Genomic DNA, 15,945 nt, shown 5'->3' on the forward strand with positions numbered 1-15,945 from the left:
CATCGAGTGTAAGAAAATAGGTAAGTGATAATTCATGACCATTGCACTGGAGCTTGAGCAGCTTAAAAAAACCTATCCTGGCGGCGTTCAGGCGCTGCGCGGAATCGATCTGCAAGTCGAGGCGGGAGACTTCTACGCCCTGCTTGGGCCGAACGGCGCGGGTAAGTCGACCACCATCGGTATTATCAGCTCGCTGGTGAATAAAACCTCTGGCCGGGTCAGCGTCTTTGGCTATGACCTGGAAAAGGATGTGGTGAACGCCAAACGCCAGCTTGGGCTGGTGCCGCAGGAGTTCAACTTCAACCCCTTTGAAACCGTACAGCAGATTGTCGTTAACCAGGCGGGCTACTACGGTGTCGATCGCAAAGATGCGTTAGTGCGCAGCGAAAAGTACCTTAACCAGCTCGATCTGTGGGGAAAGCGTAACGAACGTGCGCGCATGCTCTCCGGCGGGATGAAGCGTCGTTTGATGATTGCCCGTGCGCTGATGCATGAGCCAAAACTGCTCATTCTTGATGAGCCAACGGCGGGCGTCGACATCGAACTGCGCCGCTCCATGTGGGGCTTTTTGAAGGATCTGAACGACAAAGGCACCACCATTATTCTCACCACTCACTATCTGGAAGAGGCGGAGATGCTGTGCCGCAATATCGGCATCATCCAGCATGGCGAGCTGGTGGAGAACACTTCGATGAAGTCACTGCTCTCCAAGCTCAAATCGGAGACCTTTATCCTCGATCTGGCGGCGAAAAGCGCGCTGCCGAAGCTGGAAGGGTATCAATATCGACTGGTAGATACCTCAACGCTCGAAGTGGAAGTGCTGCGCGAGCAGGGGATCAACAGCGTCTTTAGCCAGCTGAGCGCGCAGGGGATCCAGGTATTAAGTATGCGTAACAAAGCCAACCGCCTTGAAGAGCTGTTCGTTACGCTGGTGCATGACAGGAAAGGAGAGGGCGCATGATGCAGCTTTATTGGGTGGCGCTGAAGAGTATCTGGTACAAAGAGATCCAGCGTTTTATGCGTATCTGGGTGCAGACACTGGTGCCGCCGGTGATCACCATGACCCTCTACTTTATTATTTTCGGCAACCTGATCGGTTCGCGTATTGGTGAAATGCACGGCTTCACCTATATGCAGTTTATCGTTCCGGGTCTGATCATGATGGCGGTGATCACCAACGGCTATGCCAACGTTGCCTCCTCCTTCTTTAGCGCCAAGTTCCAGCGCAACATTGAAGAACTGCTGGTGGCACCGGTGCCGACGCACGTAATTATCGTGGGTTATGTTGGCGGCGGCGTGGCGCGCGGCCTGTGCGTTGGCGTGCTGGTAACGGCGGTGTCGCTCTTCTTCGTGCCTTTCCAGGTGCACTCATGGCTATTTGTCGGGCTGACGCTGCTGCTCACCGCGGTGCTCTTCTCGCTGGCCGGTCTGCTGAATGCGGTGTTCGCCAAAACCTTTGACGATATCAGCCTGATCCCGACCTTTGTGTTGACCCCGCTGACCTACCTCGGCGGCGTCTTCTACTCCCTGACGCTGCTGCCGCCGTTCTGGCAGGCGCTGTCGCACCTGAACCCGATCGTCTATATGATCAGCGGCTTCCGCTTCGGCTTCCTCGGGATTAGCGATGTACCGCTTATCACCACGGTCGGCGTGCTGGTGGTCTTTATCCTCGGCTTCTATCTAACCTGCTGGTATCTGATTCAGCGTGGGCGCGGATTGCGTAGCTAACGGTTATCCGGCTATTTTCAGCATTGCTCTAAAAAACAATAAGATCGCTTCGGCGATCTTATTGTTTTGCATGAACAGCACTTAATCGTGTTTTAAAGACATTCTAATTTGATCGCCCGTTTCTAATCGGTAGTCACAATAAGTGAGTCCATTGTTTCTGGTGGGCTGATTCATCGCATTTAAGAGTTCTTTTACTTTACTGCCTATGATGGCCATCGGGTCGAATCCTTTCCATCTACAGTTAGTGGCGGATGGGGAGCAATAAACCACGCTTGAAATCCCATCCGTGTCCGTTTCCACGCCCGTTGACGTTATGCTTCCTTTTGCCGGGCATTGACCCGCGAAAGCCGCGCCTGACGCGGATGAAAAGCCTAAAAGCAGAGCGAGAATAATAGCTTTATCCATGTTCATGATGATCCCTTAGTCCATTATTAAGGTGCAATTGCACAAATAACATACAGCAGGGAAATGGAAAGGCAAAGTTTGAACAGAAGATGAGCATTCCACACCAGAGGTCACCTGCCAGGAAGCAATCCACCGAGTTAGCCCACTTTTTGACCTAAACAAAGCCATTAAATCCCTCAGGTTTTGTTACAATCACGCCACTTTCCTAACGCGGTTCGTCTCATGTCTCGTTTGATTGCCTTTCTCTTTCTGTTGCTGGCCGGTAGCGCCTCTGCCGCCATTATCAGCGAACAAGCTGTTCCTGCACGTTATCTGCAAACCACCGAAGATGCCGACATCTGGGCGCAGGTGGGCGATAAGGTCATTACCGTCGGCAATATTCGCGCCGGGCAGATCATCGGCGTGGTGCCGGGCGAGGAGGATTACTACGCCTTTCGCTTCGGCTTTGGCTCGGGGTTTATTGATAAAGGCCATCTCGGCACGGTGACGGGCAACAAGCGCGTGCAGGATAGCCTCGGCGATCTTAATAAGCCGCTCAGCAACCAGAATCTCATCACCTGGCAGGATACGCCGCTCTACAACGCGCCGGATAAAACCAGCCCGCAGTTCGGCACGCTGGCGCAAAACCTGCGCTACCCGATTATCGATAAGCTCAAGGATCGCCTGAACCAGACCTGGTTTCAGATCCGCATCGGCAACCGGCTGGCGTGGGTCAGCAGCCTCGATGCGCAGGAAGATAACGGCCTGCCGGTGCTGACCTACCACCATATTTTGCATGACGAAGAGAACACCCGCTTTCGCCACACTTCCACTACCACTTCGGTTCGTGCCTTTACCAACCAGATGACGTGGCTGCGCGACCAGGGCTACGCCACGCTGTCGATGTATCAACTGGAAGGGTATGTGCGTAACCGCATGAATCTGCCCGCCCGCGCGGTGGTGATCACTTTTGATGATGGGCTGAAGTCCGTCAGCCGCTACGCCTACCCGATCCTGCGCCAGTATGGTTTTAAAGCGACGGCGTTTATTATCTCGTCGCGCATCAAGCTAAAGCCGCAGAAGTGGGACCCGAAATCGCTGCAATTTATGAGCGTGTCGGAACTTAACGGCATTCGTGACGTGTTTGATGTGCAGTCACACACTCACTTCCTGCACCGGGTCGATGACGCGCGCCATCCGATCCTTTTTAGCCGCAGCTATCACAACATTCTGTTTGATTTTAAACGTTCGCGCCGCGCGCTGGCGCAGTTCAACCCGCATGTGCTCTATCTCTCCTATCCGTTTGGCGGTTATGACGATAAAGCGGTGAAAGCGGCAAATGACGCCGGTTTCCATATGGCAGTGACTACGGTGCGCGGGAAGGTGAAGCCGGGGGACAATCCGTTCCTGTTAAAACGGCTCTATATCTTACGCACGGACTCGCTGGAAACGATGTCGCGGCTGATCAGCAATCAGCCGCAGGGGTAGGGCATCAGGCAACCTGAACCGGCACGGCTTTCGCGGTGCGTTTCATCTCGTTGTCGCCGTCAAAATAGGCCACTTTCGGCTGCCAGCTGCGGGCCACGTCATCGGGCATGGTGACGTAGCTGGCGATAATCAGAATATCGCCGACATCCGCACAGTGCGCCGCCGCGCCGTTAACGGAGATAATGCGCGAGCCGCGCTCACCGGCAATCGCATAGGTAGAGAAGCGCTTACCGTTGGTGACGTTATAGATATCAATGGCTTCGTATTCAAGGATACCGGCCGCTTCCAGAAAATCCTGGTCGATGGCGCAGGAGCCTTCGTAATGCAGGTCGGCCTGCGTCACTTTGACGCGGTGGAGCTTGCCTTGCAGCATAGTGCGAATCATAAGTTGAACCTTCGTTACTGAGAGTAAAGCCGAAACGGGGAGACGGCTCCCTGCTTAACCCCGTCTGTTGTTGCTGCGCCTTAACCGGCGCAGCGTTCTGCCAGATTATTTCTGGGTCAATTCAACCACTTTGTTGTCGATAAGCCGCGCCTGGCCGAGCCATGCCGCCATCAGAATCACCGCGCGCTGGCTGCTCTCAGTGAGTTCAAGCAGCGTGTCCGCATCACGGATCTGAATATCATCAGCGCGGAAACCGGCTTCATTAACCTGCTGCTCCGCCAGTGCCACCAGCTCTTCGATATCGCGCTCGCCCGCCTGTAACTTATCGGCGATGGCGTTCATCACTTTGCTCATCCCCGGCGCGATTTTGCGCTGGTCAGCGGTGAGATAGCCGTTACGCGAGCTGAGCGCCAGGCCATCTTTCGCCCGCACGGTGGGCACGCCGACAATCTCAATGTCGTAACCCATATCCGCCACCATTTTGCGGATCAACTGCAACTGCTGATAATCCTTCTCGCCGAAGCAGGCGATGTCGGGCTGGACCAGGTTAAACAGCTTGCTGACGATGGTGGAGACGCCGCGGAAATGGCCGGGACGGCTGGCACCTTCCAGCATCGTCGAGATGCCCGGAACGTCCACATAAGTCTGGCCTTCCGTGCCCTGCGGGTAGATATCCGCAGGCGCAGGGGCAAAGACGAAATCGACTTTACGTTTGTTCAGCTTTTCGCAATCTTCCTGCAAGGTGCGCGGGTAGCGCACCAGGTCATCCTGGCGGTCAAACTGCATCGGGTTTACAAAGATGCTTACTACCACCACATCGGCGCGCAGTTTCGCTTCGTCGACCAGCTTCATATGACCATCGTGCAGGTTGCCCATGGTCGGCACCAGCGCAATGCGTTTTCCTTCCTGACGCAGGCGGCGAATATGCTGGCGCAGCAGCGGCAGGGTTTCAATAATCAACACAACAAGGCTCCTTAATGGAAACTGTGCTCTTCGCCCGGATAGGCTCCGGACTCGACTTCAGCCACATACTGCCTGACCGCGGCACGCATGTCGCCTGCTTCATTGAGGAAATTTTTAGCAAATTTTGGAATATGTCCACCGGTAATGCCAAAGGCGTCATGCATCACCAGAATCTGTCCGTCTGTCACATTGCCTGCGCCAATACCAATCACCGGAATGGTTAGCGCCTCAGTAATGCGCTGCGCCAGTTCAACCGGCACACACTCCAGCACCAGCAGCTGCGCGCCTGCCGCTTCCAGCGCCAGCGCATCTTCATACAGGCCCTGCGCCGCATCGCCGCGCCCCTGCACTTTATAACCGCCGAAGATGTTGACCGATTGCGGGGTTAAACCGAGATGACCGCATACCGGCACTGCGCGTTCGGTAAGCATTTTCACCGTTGGCGCCAGCCAGCGGCCGCCTTCGATTTTCACCATATTGGCACCGGCGCGCATCACCGCAGCCGCGTTCTCAAACGCCTGTTCGGGGGTGGCGTAGGCCATAAACGGCAGATCGGCGAGTAGCAGGCAGGCAGGCGCGCCGCGGCGAACCGCCTGGGTGTGATAAGCAATGTCGGCTACCGTTACCGGCAGCGTGGAGTCGTGCCCTTGTACCGTCATGCCTAACGAATCGCCGACCAGCATCACGTTGATTCCCTCTTCGGCAAAGAGTTTGGCGAAGCTGTAGTCATAGGCGGTGATGGTGGCGAAGCGGCGCTTCTCCTGCTTACATTTCAGCAGCCACGAGAGGGTCGTCGGTTTCATAGCGTTTCCTGATAGTCGAAGGCGAATCTGGCGCATTCTAAGCAGCAACATTCAGGGGGGCAATGACTTTAGGCAACCCGTTGATGCAGGTCACCTTTTCAGGCGGGGTTACCAGGCGTGAGGTTTTGGCGCGTTCAGCCGCGTCAGCACGGCCTGTAATGATTCGCCATCGGGGAAGTGCAGATCCGGGGCGATCTCAAACAGTGGCCACAGCATAAAGCCGCGGTTTTTCATATCGTAATGGGGAATGGTCAGGCGCGCGGTCTGCACCGTCATCTCGCCAAACAGCATAATATCGAGGTCGAGGGTACGCGGCCCCCAGCGCTCGGCTTTACGCACGCGCCCCTGTTGCAGCTCAATGCGCTGCGTATGGTCGAGAAGGGCTTCCGGCGCGAGCGTGGTTTCCAGCGCCACGGCGGCGTTGAGATAGTCAGGCTGATCCGGCGGGCCGAGCGGGGGAGTGCGGTAAAGCGAGGAGCACGCCACGATCCGGCTGTCGGGGATCTCCCCCAGCGCGGCTATCGCGGCGTTAACTTGATCGAGCGGCGAGGCGAGATTGCTGCCCAGCGCGATAAAGGCCAGCGTCACGCACTGCCCTCACGGCGCGGTGCGCGCTTGCGCGGACGGCGATGGCGACGGCGCTCGGCCGGCTCTTCACCTAAATCATCAAGCATATGTTTTTGCGCCGGCGGTGCAGAGACCTGGAACTCGCCCCACCATTTTGTCAGGCGTTGCAGTTCAGCATTGTTTTCCGCCTCGGCGCGCAGCGCCAGCAGATCGTACGAGGCGCGGAATTTCGGATGCTCCATCAGTTTCCAGGCGCGTTTGCCCTGGCGACGGGACATGCGCAGCTGCAGCTGCCAGATATCGCGAACCAGCGTAGTGATGCGTTTCGGGATCGCCAGCGAGCGGCACGCTTCGTCGAGCACGTCGTTCATCGCCAGTGCGAAGGCGTCGTAGTAGGCCAGCCCGCCCTCCTGGGTAATACGCTGCGCGTTCTCCAGCAGCGGATACCAGAACATAGCGGCAAACAGAAACGCCGGGTTAACGCGCATATCGTTGTGAATGCGGTTATCGGTGTTCTTCAGCACCTGGGCAATAATGCGCTCCATCGGGCTGTCGCCGCGCTCGGTAAAGCAGCGGGTGATAATCGGGAAGAGCGGCTGGAAGAGGCCATATTCGCGCAGGAGCTGGTAGGTATCGTAACCGTAACCGGCCTGCAGCAGCTTCAGGGACTCTTCAAACAGACGCGCCGGCGGCACGTCGTTAATTAAGGTTGCCAGACGCGGGATCGGCTCGGCGGTCTCTTCGCTGATCTGCATCCCCAGCTTGGCGGCGAAACGCACCGCGCGCAGCATGCGCACCGGATCTTCGCGGTAGCGGGTTTCCGGGTTGCCGATCAGGCGGATGGTGCCCTCTTGCAGATCGCGCATGCCGCCGACGTAATCACGTACGGTAAAGTCGGCAACGCTGTAATAGAGGCTGTTAATGGTGAAGTCACGACGCTGGGCATCTTCTTCAATTGAGCCGAAGATGTTGTCGCGCAGCAGCATGCCGTTCTGGCCGCGCTGGGAGATGGTGCGATCGGTTTGTTGATCGTCATGATGACCACGGAAGGTCGCCACTTCGATAATCTCCGGCCCGAACATCACATGTGCGAGGCGGAAACGGCGACCCACCAGGCGGCAGTTGCGGAACAGCTTGCGCACCTGATCCGGCGTGGCGTTGGTGGTGACATCAAAATCTTTTGGTTTTTTGCCCAGCAACAAGTCGCGCACACCGCCGCCTACCAGGTAAGCTTCATAGCCCGCTTTATTCAGACGATAGAGCACTTTGAGCGCATTTTCGCTGATATCTTTGCGGGAAATAGCGTGCTGCTCACGCGGGATAACCGCCATTTGCGGTTTGGCCATTGCCTCAACGGCCATGCTCTCTTCGCGGCTTAGCACCTTGCGGCAAAAATTAGCGACTCGGGTAAAAATAGTACACCTCGGTAGTGTCAGACGTCATCGGGACAAAAAAATAGCGGCTAATCATAGCTCAGCGCGAAGCATTTGAGAATGCTGTATTCGCATCGCCTGTTACAGGTACGCGTGAAAGCGACCAGTTCGCCACCGCCTTTTCCAGCAGATCCTCCAGCGAGAGATCCTGCCACTCTTTTGTTACATCCTGGTTCATAAATTGTAAAGCACGGATCAACACAGGACGCGGATCGCCCTCCGGCAGGGCAGGCGCATGGTTCTGCTTGGAGAGCTTATCCCCTTGTTCATTAAGGGCTAATGGCAGATGAACATACTCAGGTGCCGGCCAGCCTAATTGTTGATAAAGGGAGAGGTGCCGCACCGTCGGTGCAATCAGATCCGCGCCGCGCACGATCTCCGTCACACCCTGAAAATGGTCATCGACCACCACGGCGAGGTTATAAGCAAATAATCCATCGCGGCGGTGAATAATAAAATCTTCGCGCGCCAGTTTCTCTTCGGCGACGATGCGCCCGCGCAGGCGGTCGGTAAATTCCAGCACCGGCTGGCGTTGCAGCAGGCGGACCGCGGCGTTTTCCGGGCCATGATTCAGGGTGCGGCAGTGGCCATCATAGAAACCGCCGACACTTTGAATACGCGCCCGCGTGCAGGTGCAGAAGTAGCTCAGCCCTTCACGGTGCAGCCGTGCCAGCACTTCCCGATAAGCCTCATGTCGCCGCGATTGCCACAGCACCTCGCCGTCCCAGTGCAGGCCGTAATGTTCCAGCTGGCGCAAAATTGTCTCTGCCGCACCGGGCACTTCGCGGGGAGGATCGATATCTTCAATCCGCACGCGCCAGATTCCATGCTGAGCACGGGCTTGCAGATAGCTACCGAGGGCGGCAATTAACGAACCAAAATGCAGTTCACCGGATGGGGATGGCGCAAAGCGCCCGATATAGTGTGATTCAGGCATATCGACAGGCAAAAAAGTACAGGGCGGGCGCGTTCGCCGCCGTATAAGAGACGCCCCGCATCAGCGGGGCGTCTTGGGGAATGCCGGGGGTTAGCCCGCCATCTGTTTTTCGCGGATTTCCGCCAGGGTTTTGCAGTCGATGCACAGGTCGGCAGTCGGACGCGCTTCCAGACGACGGATACCAATTTCAACGCCGCAGGATTCGCAGAAACCGAAATCTTCGTCTTCTACTTTTTTCAGCGTTTTTTCGATCTTCTTAATCAGCTTACGCTCGCGATCGCGGTTACGCAGTTCGAGGCTGAACTCCTCTTCCTGAGCAGCACGGTCAACCGGGTCCGGGAAGTTAGCCGCTTCGTCCTGCATGTGCGTAACGGTGCGATCGACTTCATCCCTAAGTTGATTGCGCCATGCTTCAAGAATCCGCTTGAAGTGCGCCAGCTGGGCTTCGTTCATATACTCTTCGCCCGGTTTCTCTTGATACGGCTCCACCCCAGCGATGGCGAGAATACTCAGGGACGATGTTTTACGGTTTTGCCCTTCTTGCATGTTGCTTCTCCTTAACACGCACTATCGATCCCCGTATGGGGGAAAAATCAGGCCGCTATAAATAGCAGATGCTTTTACGGATGGCAAATATCCATACGTAACACTTGACAACCCTGTGAAGAAAAGCGTATTTGCGCACGCGACCAAATCACTTATTCGTCAGGCGCTTGCCTTAAAGCGAGAACGGTAGCGGCAAGCTAAGACTCATATTATCGGCAGAAAGTTCCGCTTTATAAGCAATAACTTCCACCCCATTTTGTTGCGCTTCACTCAATAATCGTGCGTATTCCCCATCAATATGGCGCGCGGGTGCGAAATGTTCAACGGCGGAGTGCAGAATGGCAAACAAGATCACCGCACGGTCACCATTGGCCGCAACGCTCATCAACTCCCGTAAATGCTTCTGCCCGCGCAGTGTGACCGCATCCGGGAAATAGCCTGACTGCTGCTCGGCGAGCGTGACCGATTTCACTTCAATATAGCAGTTGCGGCGATCCTCCGCCTGTAACAGAAAATCAATTCTGCTGCGCTCCGCACCATATTTCACTTCGCTTTTCAGCGCGCTATATCCCGTTAACTCAGGCAGGCGGTCGGCGATAATCGCCTCTTTCGTCAACATATTTGCCCGCTGCGTATTCACGCAAATAAACGCGCCCTGTTGCGTTTCAGTTAATTCCCAGGTGTGGGCATATTTGCGCTTCAGATTTGTTGAGGTGGAATACCAGACCCGATCGCCTGGCGTCGCGCAGCCGGTCATCGCGCCGGTATTGGGGCAGTGCAGCGTCAGGGTTTCGCCTTCGGGCGTCACGACATCCGCCAGAAAGCGCTTATAGCGCGTCACAAGCGTGGCGGATTGTAGCGGTGGGGTGAATTCCATATCTCTTCCTTAATATGTTCGTGGCTCAGGACGCGCAGAAATGATTACTCCCCGCTAAGGGACCAGCGCTTCAGGGCGGTGTAACGGGTACGCCCGTTGAGAAACTGCGACTCGTAGAGCGCAAACTCAGCGACCGCAAAAGACCAGCGAAAACCCGGCGGCGGGAGCGAAACCGCGTGGCTGGCATCGCGCAGCAGCGTGATATGCGGGTGAAAAGGCTGCGGGCTTTGATAGCAGCCGCTACGTGCTGCCTGCGCGCGCAGCATATCCGCCAGTTGCAGTAATCCGCGCGGCGGCTGGCGCGAACCGAGCCACACCACGCGCGAGCGCAGCCACTGCCCGGCATCATCCAGCGTCAACGTAAAGCCCGGCTGGCGAATGCGCCCGGCCAGCGTCTCCAGCGCCTTCTGTTTCTCGGCGCTGATATCGCCCAGAAAGGCCAGCGTCAGATGTAAATTGGCGGCGGCAATTGGCCGTCCCGCTTCCGGCGCGAAGTGTTGCGCGCGCCACTGCACCAGTTGGGGCTGGAGTTCGGCGGGCAGTTCGATGGCAAAAAAGAGCCTTTTTGATGCGGGCATAGTGTGCTCGAGGTCAAGAATATGTGGGGATGGTATACTGCCGCTCCTCTTCTGTTAACCCCTGGAGCGTTTGTGTCCTTACTGCCGGTTGCCGCCGTTCTGCCCAATCTTCTCTCTGCGCTGAAAAATGCGCCACAGGTGCTGCTGAGCGCCCCGACCGGGGCCGGGAAATCGACCTGGCTGCCGCTGCAACTGCTGCAACAGAATGCAGTTGAAGGGAAAATTTTGCTGCTGGAGCCGCGACGTCTGGCGGCGCGCAACGTTGCGCAGCGGCTGGCGGAGCTTCTCAATGAGCAGCCCGGCGACACCGTGGGTTACCGCATGCGCGCCGATACCTGCGTCGGCCCGAACACCCGCCTTGAAGTGGTCACCGAAGGGATCCTCACGCGCCTGATCCAAAACGATCCGGAGCTAAACGGCGTCGGGCTGGTGATCCTCGACGAGTTCCACGAGCGCAGTCTACAGGCCGATCTGGCGCTGGCGCTGCTGCTTGATGTGCAGCAGGGACTGCGTGACGATCTGAAAGTGCTGATTATGTCCGCGACGCTGGATAATGAGCGTCTACACTCGCTGTTGCCGGATGCGCCGGTGATCGTCTCCGAAGGGCGTACGTTCCCCGTTGAACAGCGCTACCAGTCACTGCCCGCTCATCAACGTTTTGATGAGGCGGTGGCACAGGGCACGGCTGAGCTACTGCGCAACGAGCCGGGTTCGCTGCTGCTCTTTTTGCCGGGTGTCGGCGAAATTCAGCGCGTGCAGGAGCAACTGGCGTCGCGCGTCGGCAGCGATGTGCTGCTCTGCCCCCTGTATGGTGCGCTGCCGTTAAGCGAACAGCGCAAAGCGATTCTGCCTGCGCCCGCCGGCAAACGAAAAGTGGTGCTGGCGACCAATATTGCCGAAACCAGCCTGACCATTGAAGGGATCCGGCTGGTGGTGGACAGCGCGCAAGAGCGCGTTGCCCGTTTTGATGTCCGCAGCGGCTTAACGCGCCTGATTACCCAGCGCATCAGCGTGGCGTCGATGACCCAGCGCGCCGGACGCGCCGGGCGTCTGGAGCCGGGTATCTGCCTGCATCTGATTGCCAAAGAGCAGGCGGAGCGCGCGGCGGCGCAGAGCAGCCCGGAGATCGTTAATAGCGATCTCTCCGGTCTGTTGATGGAGTTATTGCAGTGGGGCTGCCAGGATGCTGCCCAGCTTAATTGGCTGGATCTGCCGCCTGAGACTAACCTGGCGGCGGCGCGCAGGCTGCTGACGCAACTGCGCGCGCTGGAAGAGGGGCGTTTAACGCCGTTTGGCATGAAAATGGCGGCGCTCGGCAACGATCCGCGTCTGGCAGCAATGCTTTCGAGCGCGCAGGGCGATGATGAGATTGCCACCGCCGCGAAGCTTGCAGCGATCCTCGAAGAGCCGCCGCGCGGCGGTAATTCTGATTTGAGCGCTGCCTTCTCGCGCCAGCAGGGGACCTGGCAACAGCGCGCGCGCCAGCTGGCACGCAGGCTGAAGAGCAGCAGAGGCGAGCCGGATAACAGCGCGCTGGCACCGCTTCTCGCCTGTGCGTTTGCCGATCGTATCGCGCGCCGACGCGGTCAGCAGGGGCGCTACCAGCTGGCGAACGGTCTAGGTGCAACGCTGGATGCCGATGACGCGCTAAACCGTCACGAATGGCTGCTCGCGCCGCTGCTGTTGCAGGGGAGCCAGTCGCCGGATGCGCGCATATTACTGGCGCTGCCGCTGGATATTGATGCGCTTGTGGCTCAATGCCCGCAGCTGATTACCCAGTCCGACAGCGTCGAATGGGATGAAACGCTCGGTACGCTGAAAGCATTTCGTCGTCGGCAAATTGGTCAACTGACGCTGAGCGCGCAGCCGCTGGCGAAGCCCTCTGAGGAGGAGCTGCACCAGGCGATGCTAAACGGTATTCGCGAAAAGGGGCTGCGGGTGCTGAACTGGACAAGCGAAGCGGCGCAGTATCGTTTACGCTTACTCTGCGCCGCGAAGTGGTTGCCGGAGTTCGACTGGCCCGCCGTTGATGACGCCTCGCTGCTCGACACCCTTGAGGCGTGGCTGCTGCCGCAGATGGGCGGCATTCGTTCCCTGCGCGATTTGCAGTCTCTCGACGTGGGGCAGGCGTTGCAGCAGGCGCTGCCGTGGTCGTTGCGTCAACGGCTGGATAGTGAGCTGCCTGGGCATTACACTGTGCCGACCGGAAGCCGGATAGCCATCCGATATCATGAAGATAATCCGCCTGCGCTGGCGGTGCGGATGCAGGAGATGTTCGGTGAAGCCACCACGCCGACGATTGCGCAGGGGCGCGTGGCGCTGGTGCTGGAGCTGCTTTCGCCTGCCCAGCGGCCGCTGCAAATTACGCGCGATTTAGGCGCGTTCTGGGCCGGAACCTACCGCGAGGTGCAAAAAGAGATGAAGGGGCGCTACCCCAAACATGTCTGGCCGGACGATCCGGCGAACACCGCGCCGACGCGGCGAACGAAAAAGTATTCATAGTGCTGATGCGTATAGCGTCATTCAGCAGTGGTATAAATTGAGAGAGTTCTTCTTCTGCCTGTGGGCCGAAGAGCTGAGAATCGGGCCCTTGCGCCTGAACGTTGCGGAGAGTAAAGCATGGCGGGGAATGACCGCGAGCCAATTGGACGTAAGGGGAAACCTGCGCGCCCGGCAAAAGAGAAAATCAGTCGTCGTCGCGTTCGTGATGAAGAGTATGACGAATACGATGATGAAGAGGAAAACGCAGTGCCGAAAAAGGGAAGAGGCAGAGGCAAGAAGCCCCGCGGTAAACGCGGTTGGTTCTGGCTGCTGCTGAAAATTTTCATTGTTTGCGCAGTGCTGTTTGCCATTTATGGCGTCTATCTGGATCAGAAAATCCGCGCGCGTATCGACGGTAAAGTATGGCAGCTGCCTGCCGCCGTCTATGGCCGTATGGTCAACCTCGAGCCGGATATGGCCATCAGCAAAAATGAGATGGTCAAGCTGCTGGAGGCGACGCAGTACCGCGAAGTGACCAAGATGACGCGTCCCGGTGAATTCACCGTGCAGGCGAAAAGCATCGAGATGATCCGCCGTCCGTTTGATTTCCCGGACAGCAAAGAGGGCCAGGTGCGCGCGCGTCTGACCTTTGACGGCGATCGCCTGGAGACAATCGAGAATATGGACAGCAACCGCCAGTTCGGTTTCTTCCGTCTCGATCCGCGCCTGATCACCATGCTCTCTTCGCCGAACGGCGAGCAGCGCCTGTTTGTTGCGCGTAACGGCTTCCCGGATCTGCTGGTCGATACACTGCTGGCGACGGAAGACCGCCACTTCTACGAGCATGACGGCATCAGCTTCTACTCCATTGGCCGTGCGATGCTGGCGAACCTTACCGCGGGTCGCACGGTGCAGGGGGCGAGTACGCTGACCCAGCAGCTGGTGAAAAACCTCTTCCTGAGCAGCGAGCGCTCCTACTGGCGTAAAGCCAACGAAGCCTATATGGCGCTGATCATGGATGCCCGCTACAGCAAGGATCGCATCCTTGAGCTCTATATGAACGAGGTCTACCTCGGTCAGAGCGGCGATAACGAAATCCGCGGTTTCCCGCTGGCGAGCCTCTACTACTTTGGCCGTCCGGTTGAAGAGCTGAGCCTCGATCAGCAGGCGCTGCTGGTGGGGATGGTAAAAGGGGCGTCGATTTATAACCCATGGCGTAACCCGAAACTGGCCCTTGAGCGTCGTAACCTGGTGCTACGCCTGCTGCAACAGCAGAGCGTGATTGACCAGGAGCTGTATGACATGCTCAGTGCCCGTCCGCTCGGCGTGCAGCCGCGCGGTGGGGTGATCTCTCCTCAGCCAGCCTTTATGCAGATGGTGCGTCAGGAGCTGCAGAGCAAACTTGGCGATAAAGTCAAAGATCTCTCCGGCGTGAAGATCTTCACCACCTTTGACTCGGTGGCGCAGGATGCTGCCGAAAAAGCGGCGGTGGAGGGCATTCCGCTGCTGATCAAACAGCGCAAGCTGTCGGATCTGGAAACCGCGATGGTGGTGGTCGATCGCTACACCGGTGAAGTTCGCGCGATGGTGGGCGGTGCGACACCGCAGTTTGCCGGTTATAACCGTGCCATGCAGGCGCGTCGCTCTATCGGCTCGCTGGCAAAACCGGCAACCTACCTGACGGCGCTGAGCCAGCCAAATACCTATCGCCTGAACACCTGGATTGCGGATGCGCCGATTTCCCTGCGCCTCTCCAACGGCCAGGTGTGGTCACCGCAGAACGACGATCGCCGCTTCAGCGGTCAGGTGATGCTGGTGGATGCGCTGACGCGCTCGATGAACGTGCCGACCGTTAACCTCGGCATGGCGGTAGGCTTACCGGCGGTAACGGACACCTGGGAGAAACTCGGCGCGCCGAAAAATCAGCTGAACGGCATGCCGTCGATGCTGCTGGGTGCGCTCAACCTGACGCCGATTGAAGTGGCGCAGGCCTTCCAGACCATCGCCAGCGGCGGTAACCGCGCGCAACTCTCCGCGCTGCGTTCGGTGATTGCTGAAGATGGCACGGTGCTCTATCAGAGCTACCCGCAGGCGGAACGTGTGGTGCCTGCTCAGGCAGCGTACATGACGCTGTGGACTATGCAGCAGGTGGTTCAGCGCGGAACGGGTCGCCAGCTTGGCGCGAAGTATCCGGGCCTCCATCTGGCAGGGAAAACCGGTACCACCAACAACAACGTTGATACCTGGTTTGCCGGCATCGACGGGCGTGAAGTGACCATCACCTGGGTTGGCCGCGATAATAACCAGCCGACCAAGCTGTATGGTGCCAGCGGCGCGATGGCGATTTACCAGCGTTATCTGCAAAACCAGTCGCCGATCCCGCTGGATCTGACGCCGCCGGAGGACATCACCAACATCGGCGTTGATGATATGGGTAACTTTATCTGCGGCGGCGGTGGCGTACGTCAGCTGCCGGTCTGGACCACCAATCCGGACGCGCTGTGCCAGCAAAGCCAGATGATGCAGCCGCAAACGGGCAACCCGTTCGATCAGTCGACGCAGCCGCAACAGCAGCAACAGCCGCAGCAACAACAGCCGCAGCAGGAGCAGAAGAGCGACGGCGTCGCGGGCTGGATTAAAGATATGTTCGGCAGTAACTAGTAATAAAAACCCCGGTTCAGCAGACCGGGGTTTTTATTTTGTCCTTTCTGATACATTCAAATAACGCCGCGTTAAATTCCTTTCTTCATGCAATTAACATCCTGCTTTTTCAGC

General features: G+C 57.7%; 15 protein-coding genes. 5 read left to right on the forward strand and 10 right to left on the reverse strand.

Annotation, left to right across the window (positions count from 1 at the left end; all coding sequences use genetic code 11):
• Positions 1-34: 34 nt before the first annotated feature.
• Complete coding sequence (locus ABIC80_RS12785) at positions 35-961, forward strand: ABC transporter ATP-binding protein (protein WP_023480271.1); 927 nt, start codon at positions 35-37, stop codon at positions 959-961.
• On the forward strand, positions 958-1,728 hold the full coding sequence (locus ABIC80_RS12790) for an ABC transporter permease (RefSeq protein ID WP_094419373.1): 771 nt from the start codon (positions 958-960) through the stop codon (positions 1,726-1,728). The genes ABIC80_RS12785 and ABIC80_RS12790 overlap by 4 nt, the downstream gene beginning before the upstream one ends.
• Before the next feature lie 81 nt (positions 1,729-1,809).
• Here ABIC80_RS12790 and ABIC80_RS12795 read toward each other — a convergent pair whose 3' ends face one another.
• Positions 1,810-2,139 carry a hypothetical protein gene (locus tag ABIC80_RS12795; protein WP_305206853.1) on the reverse strand — a complete coding sequence of 110 codons (330 nt, stop codon included), beginning with the start codon at positions 2,137-2,139 and terminating at the stop codon, positions 1,810-1,812.
• A gap of 216 nt (positions 2,140-2,355) precedes the next feature.
• Here ABIC80_RS12795 and ABIC80_RS12800 point away from each other — a divergent pair, with 216 nt between their 5' ends.
• Positions 2,356-3,600 (forward strand): polysaccharide deacetylase family protein, encoded by a 1,245-nt coding sequence (locus ABIC80_RS12800; protein ID WP_023480477.1) that lies wholly within the window; start codon positions 2,356-2,358, stop codon positions 3,598-3,600.
• A gap of 4 nt (positions 3,601-3,604) precedes the next feature.
• On the opposite strand, the gene panD is transcribed toward ABIC80_RS12800, so the two are convergent.
• From panD to thpR, 9 genes are all read right to left on the reverse strand, one after another.
• Positions 3,605-3,985: an aspartate 1-decarboxylase gene (panD, locus tag ABIC80_RS12805; RefSeq protein WP_023480241.1), complete on the reverse strand. Its 381-nt coding sequence runs from the start codon at positions 3,983-3,985 to the stop codon at positions 3,605-3,607.
• Positions 3,986-4,090: 105 nt separating this feature from the next.
• Positions 4,091-4,948, reverse strand: a complete 858-nt coding sequence (panC, locus tag ABIC80_RS12810) for a pantoate--beta-alanine ligase (protein ID WP_242388971.1) — start codon at positions 4,946-4,948, stop codon at positions 4,091-4,093.
• Between the two features lie 11 nt (positions 4,949-4,959).
• Entirely contained in the window at positions 4,960-5,751 is a 792-nt protein-coding gene (panB, locus tag ABIC80_RS12815) for a 3-methyl-2-oxobutanoate hydroxymethyltransferase (RefSeq protein ID WP_023480251.1), read from the reverse strand.
• Positions 5,752-5,859: 108 nt separating this feature from the next.
• Complete coding sequence (gene folK / locus ABIC80_RS12820; RefSeq protein ID WP_054802815.1) at positions 5,860-6,339, reverse strand: 2-amino-4-hydroxy-6-hydroxymethyldihydropteridine diphosphokinase; 480 nt, start codon at positions 6,337-6,339, stop codon at positions 5,860-5,862.
• On the reverse strand, positions 6,336-7,733 hold the full coding sequence (gene pcnB / locus ABIC80_RS12825) for a polynucleotide adenylyltransferase PcnB (RefSeq protein ID WP_225975754.1): 1,398 nt from the start codon (positions 7,731-7,733) through the stop codon (positions 6,336-6,338). The genes folK and pcnB overlap by 4 nt, the downstream gene beginning before the upstream one ends.
• A 58-nt stretch (positions 7,734-7,791) precedes the next feature.
• The gene (gene gluQRS, locus ABIC80_RS12830) at positions 7,792-8,688 is read right to left on the reverse strand and encodes a tRNA glutamyl-Q(34) synthetase GluQRS (RefSeq protein WP_139567589.1); all 897 of its coding nucleotides are present in this window, start codon (positions 8,686-8,688) and stop codon (positions 7,792-7,794) included.
• A 90-nt stretch (positions 8,689-8,778) separates the two neighbouring features.
• A complete protein-coding gene (gene dksA, locus ABIC80_RS12835) occupies positions 8,779-9,234 on the reverse strand; it encodes an RNA polymerase-binding protein DksA (protein WP_007373199.1) in 456 nt (151 codons plus the stop codon).
• A gap of 172 nt (positions 9,235-9,406) precedes the next feature.
• Complete coding sequence (gene sfsA, locus ABIC80_RS12840) at positions 9,407-10,111, reverse strand: DNA/RNA nuclease SfsA (RefSeq protein WP_042714932.1); 705 nt, start codon at positions 10,109-10,111, stop codon at positions 9,407-9,409.
• Between the two features lie 44 nt (positions 10,112-10,155).
• Entirely contained in the window at positions 10,156-10,689 is a 534-nt protein-coding gene (thpR, locus tag ABIC80_RS12845; protein ID WP_429177391.1) for an RNA 2',3'-cyclic phosphodiesterase, read from the reverse strand.
• Between the two features lie 72 nt (positions 10,690-10,761).
• Between thpR and hrpB the strand changes: the two genes are divergently transcribed.
• Together hrpB and mrcB are read left to right on the forward strand one after the other, a co-directional pair.
• Positions 10,762-13,191, forward strand: coding sequence for an ATP-dependent helicase HrpB (gene hrpB / locus ABIC80_RS12850; RefSeq protein ID WP_429177392.1), 2,430 nt, complete (start codon positions 10,762-10,764; stop codon positions 13,189-13,191).
• A 117-nt stretch (positions 13,192-13,308) separates the two neighbouring features.
• The gene (gene mrcB, locus ABIC80_RS12855; RefSeq protein WP_139567587.1) at positions 13,309-15,831 is read left to right on the forward strand and encodes a bifunctional glycosyl transferase/transpeptidase; all 2,523 of its coding nucleotides are present in this window, start codon (positions 13,309-13,311) and stop codon (positions 15,829-15,831) included.
• Positions 15,832-15,945 lie beyond the last annotated feature (114 nt).

This window comes from Kosakonia sp. 1610 (genome assembly GCF_050435845.1).
Classification (GTDB): domain Bacteria; phylum Pseudomonadota; class Gammaproteobacteria; order Enterobacterales; family Enterobacteriaceae; genus Kosakonia; species Kosakonia cowanii.

Bases quoted from the DNA above. Each gene is read 5' to 3' on its own strand.
- ABIC80_RS12785 (WP_023480271.1), top strand. From the start codon at position 35: ATGACCATTGCACTGGAGCTTGAGCAGCTTAAAAAAACCTATCCTGGC.
- ABIC80_RS12790 (WP_094419373.1), top strand. From the start codon at position 958: ATGATGCAGCTTTATTGGGTGGCGCTGAAGAGTATCTGGTACAAAGAG.
- ABIC80_RS12795 (WP_305206853.1), bottom strand. From the start codon at position 2,139: ATGAACATGGATAAAGCTATTATTCTCGCTCTGCTTTTAGGCTTTTCA.
- ABIC80_RS12800 (WP_023480477.1), top strand. From the start codon at position 2,356: ATGTCTCGTTTGATTGCCTTTCTCTTTCTGTTGCTGGCCGGTAGCGCC.
- panD (WP_023480241.1), bottom strand. From the start codon at position 3,985: ATGATTCGCACTATGCTGCAAGGCAAGCTCCACCGCGTCAAAGTGACG.
- panB (WP_023480251.1), bottom strand. From the start codon at position 5,751: ATGAAACCGACGACCCTCTCGTGGCTGCTGAAATGTAAGCAGGAGAAG.
- gluQRS (WP_139567589.1), bottom strand. From the start codon at position 8,688: ATGCCTGAATCACACTATATCGGGCGCTTTGCGCCATCCCCATCCGGT.
- dksA (WP_007373199.1), bottom strand. From the start codon at position 9,234: ATGCAAGAAGGGCAAAACCGTAAAACATCGTCCCTGAGTATTCTCGCC.
- sfsA (WP_042714932.1), bottom strand. From the start codon at position 10,111: ATGGAATTCACCCCACCGCTACAATCCGCCACGCTTGTGACGCGCTAT.
- thpR (WP_429177391.1), bottom strand. From the start codon at position 10,689: ATGCCCGCATCAAAAAGGCTCTTTTTTGCCATCGAACTGCCCGCCGAA.
- mrcB (WP_139567587.1), top strand. From the start codon at position 13,309: ATGGCGGGGAATGACCGCGAGCCAATTGGACGTAAGGGGAAACCTGCG.